A 3,436-nucleotide genomic window follows, 5' to 3' on the forward strand; every position below is an offset into this window, starting at 1 on the left:
GATGCGTTGGGAAAACTTCATTCAAGCCTCTTCTTGTAAAAGATTAGGAAAACACCCTGGAGGGGTTCCCGAGTGGCCAAAGGGAGCAGACTGTAAATCTGCCGGCTCCGCCTTCGATGGTTCGAATCCGTCCCCCTCCACCATATTTTCTTATGCGACGATAAGTTCTCATGAGAACAAAACTTGATTGATGCGTTGGGAAAACTTCATTCAAGCCTCTTCTTGTAAAAGATTAGGAAAACACCCTGGAGGGGTTCCCGAGTGGCATACCCGTGAAAATGATTCTGTTTTAATAAACGCTGGAATCCGCTACCCTTCCGCCTTTTAATCCTGCAGCACGCTCCCCGGCAGGGAGCAACACGCCAGCCAGAAGGATGCGGACCATGCCATCAACCAGCCAGCATACCAGCAGTTTTGCCGCCCTAGGCCGCCTGCTCCGATACGCCCGGGGCTACCGCCGCCGGATTATCGCGGCCGCCACCTGCTCCATCATCAACAAACTGTTCGACATCGCGCCGGAGATCCTGATCGGTGTTGCCATCGACGTGGTCGTCAACAAAGAAGAAAGCTTCGTCGCGGGCCTCGGCTTTGAAACCGCCCAGGAACAGATCACCATTCTGGCCGTACTCACCTTCTTCATCTGGGCCGGCGAATCCCTGTTCGAGTATCTGTACCAGATTCTCTGGCGCAACCTGGCCCAGCGGCTGCAATCTGACCTGCGACAAGACGCCTACGAACACGCCCAGCGCCTCGACATGAGCTTCTTTGAAGCCCGCAGCTCAGGCCAGCTGGTGGCTACGATGAATGACGACGTTAACCAGTTGGAGCGGTTCCTCGACGGTGGCGCCAACGCCATGATTCAGGTGCTGGTCACCGTGGTTGCCGTCGGTGCCGTGTTCTTCGTGCTGTCGCCGCTGATCGCCCTGCTGGCGTTCACCCCGATCCCCCTGATCATCTGGGGCGCTTTTTACTTCCAACGCAAAGCCGGGCCGCTGTACGCCGACGTGCGTGAGAAAGTCGGCGACCTGTCCAGCCGGTTGGCCAACAACCTGGGCGGCATCGCCACCATCAAGAGCTTCACCGCCGAACTTCGTGAAGCCCAGCGCCTTAAAGACGCCAGCGAAGCCTATGTAGACGCCAACCGGCGGGCCATTCGTATCAGCTCGGCGTTCATTCCAGTGATCCGCATGGCCATTCTGGCCGGCTTTCTGGCCACCTTCACCGTGGGCGGCATGATGGCCCTGAACGGCAACCTGAACGTGGGCGCTTATGGCGTGCTGGTGTTCCTGACTCAGCGCTTGCTGTGGCCGCTGACGGGCCTCGCGGAAGTGATTGACCTGTTTGAGCGCGCCATGGCCAGCACCCGGCGCATTCTCGACCTGCTCGCCGAGCCGGTGAACGTGCGGGACGAGGCCGGAAAAGCCCTGCCTGAGCCGGTTCGAGGCGCGGTCGAATTCAGCAACGTCAGTTTCCGCTACCCCAGCAGCGGCGCGGGTATTGAGGGCATCAGCCTGAACGTCCCGGCGGGCAATACCCTGGCCCTGGTGGGCGCCACCGGCTCTGGCAAATCTACACTGATCAAACTGCTCCTGCGCTTCTACGACCCAAGCCACGGCGATATCCGCATCGACGGCCAGCCCATTCGCGAGGTGAGTCTCCAGTCCCTGCGCAATGCCATTGGCCTGGTCAGCCAGGACGTGTACCTGTTTGAAGGCAGCATTCGGGATAACCTGGCCTATGGCAAACCGGACGCCACCGAAGAACAGATTATCGAAGCGGCTCGCACCGCCGAGGCCTGGTCGTTCATCCAGGCCTTGCCAGAAGAGCTGGATACGGCCGTCGGGGAGCGCGGCATCCGCCTGTCTGGCGGTCAGCGCCAGCGGTTGTCCCTGGCCCGCGCCCTGCTGAAAGATCCGCCCATTCTGGTGCTGGACGAGGCCACCAGCGCCGTGGACAACGAAACCGAAGCGGCCATTCAGCGCTCCCTGAAACGCATCGGGCACAATCGCACGGTGATCATGATAGCCCACCGTCTGTCCACCATTGTGGAGGCCGACACCATCGCGGTGGTCGACCAGGGGCAGGTAGTGGAACAGGGCACCCATCAGGCGCTGATCGAAAAAGGTGGCGCCTACGCGGCCCAGTGGCGGGTGCAGACCGGGCAGGCATAATTTGGAAGGCAACCCAACGACAATTCATTGATAGTAATTCGCATTTAGATTATCCTGCCGCTCTCACTTGGGGGGAATCTGAATGCCAGCGTTTTTTGAAGTTCGCGATCTTGCGGTGCGCATCGGCGACACCGACATCCTGCACCGGGTCAATATGACGTTCCAGGAGGGGCAGGTCACCGCTCTGCTCGGCCACAACGGTTCGGGCAAATCGACGCTTCTGAAAACCCTCGCCCGACAGATGACGGCCACCGATGGCGAGGTCGAGTTGCAGTCCCGGGCCAGCCAGAATTTCGGCGCCCGGGAATTTGCCCGCATCGTGGGCTACCTGCCCCAACACCCGCCCGCTACGGATGGGTTGACAGTTCGCGAACTGGTTGCCCTTGGCCGCTACCCCTGGCGCGGCCCGCTGGGGCGCTACACCGACGAAGACCAGCACCTGATCGACCAGGCCATTGCCGATACGGACCTGCGCCCCTTCCAGCATCGATCCGTGGATACTCTGTCTGGCGGCGAGCGTCAGCGAGCCTGGATTGCCATGCTGCTGGCCCAACAAACCCGCTGCCTGCTGCTGGATGAGCCCATCTCAGCGCTGGATGTGAAACACCAGGTCGAAACCCTTCGGCTTGTTCATCAACTGGCCGAGCAACGGGAGCTCACCGTGGTGGTCGTGCTTCACGACGTAGACCTGGCAGCGCGCTTCTGTGATCGACTGGTGGCTCTGAAAGCGGGCCGGGTCGTTGCTGACGGTTCGCCCAAGGACATCATGGACAGCCAGGTGCTGGAAAGCATTTATGGCGTTGGCATGGGCGTGATGGAGCGGGCACCCGGGCAGTGGGTGTCTTATGTTCATTGATACCCGGCGCGCCAGGCGCATCGCAGCTGTCTGTTGGCTGCTGTTTACCTCATCAACCGCCCACGCCGGCTCCTGGCAACACGAGGGCGGCACGCTGACGCTGGATGAACCACCCAAGCGTATTGTGACTCTGAATTGGGCCGCTACCGAATCGCTGTTACTGTTGGACGTAGCGCCTGTTGGCGTCGCTGATCTGACAGGCTATCGCACCTGGGTGAAGGAACCAGCGCTGCCGGAGGGCATCGCCAACGTGGGTACCCGCGTCGCCCCAAGCCTGGAAGCTATTGCCGAGCTGAAGCCCGATTTGATCGTCACCAGCTCGGAAATGGCTCTAATAAGCCCTACACAAATTGGGAGATATATCATGAAAGGCTGGCTTTTTCTTGTTATCGCAATAGTTGGCGAAGTA

Annotated in this window: 3 protein-coding genes and 1 tRNA gene; all 4 read left to right on the forward strand. The window is 60.0% G+C overall.

Translation table 11 applies throughout. The features are described from left to right. The first annotated feature begins 58 nt into the window (after positions 1–58). Positions 59–143: transfer RNA gene (locus tag R7D93_RS24900), tRNA-Tyr, on the forward strand. A gap of 240 nt (positions 144–383) precedes the next feature. Beyond that, positions 384–2,171 (forward strand): ABC transporter ATP-binding protein, encoded by a 1,788-nt coding sequence (locus R7D93_RS24905; RefSeq protein WP_318129536.1) that lies wholly within the window; start codon positions 384–386, stop codon positions 2,169–2,171. An 82-nt stretch (positions 2,172–2,253) separates the two neighbouring features. Then, the gene (locus R7D93_RS24910; RefSeq protein ID WP_079325032.1) at positions 2,254–3,027 is read left to right on the forward strand and encodes an ABC transporter ATP-binding protein; all 774 of its coding nucleotides are present in this window, start codon (positions 2,254–2,256) and stop codon (positions 3,025–3,027) included. Continuing rightward, on the forward strand, positions 3,017–3,436 hold a 420-nt coding region (locus tag R7D93_RS24915; RefSeq protein WP_225478331.1), incomplete at its 3' end, for an ABC transporter substrate-binding protein. The genes R7D93_RS24910 and R7D93_RS24915, both read left to right, overlap by 11 nt.

Source organism: Vibrio sp. YT-15 (genome assembly GCF_033337445.1).
Classification (GTDB): Bacteria; Pseudomonadota; Gammaproteobacteria; order Enterobacterales; family Vibrionaceae; genus Vibrio; species Vibrio alginolyticus.

Coding starts and splice junctions, on each gene's coding strand:
- R7D93_RS24905 (WP_318129536.1), top strand. CDS start 384: ATGCCATCAACCAGCCAGCATACCAGCAGTTTTGCCGCCCTAGGCCGC.
- R7D93_RS24910 (WP_079325032.1), top strand. CDS start 2,254: ATGCCAGCGTTTTTTGAAGTTCGCGATCTTGCGGTGCGCATCGGCGAC.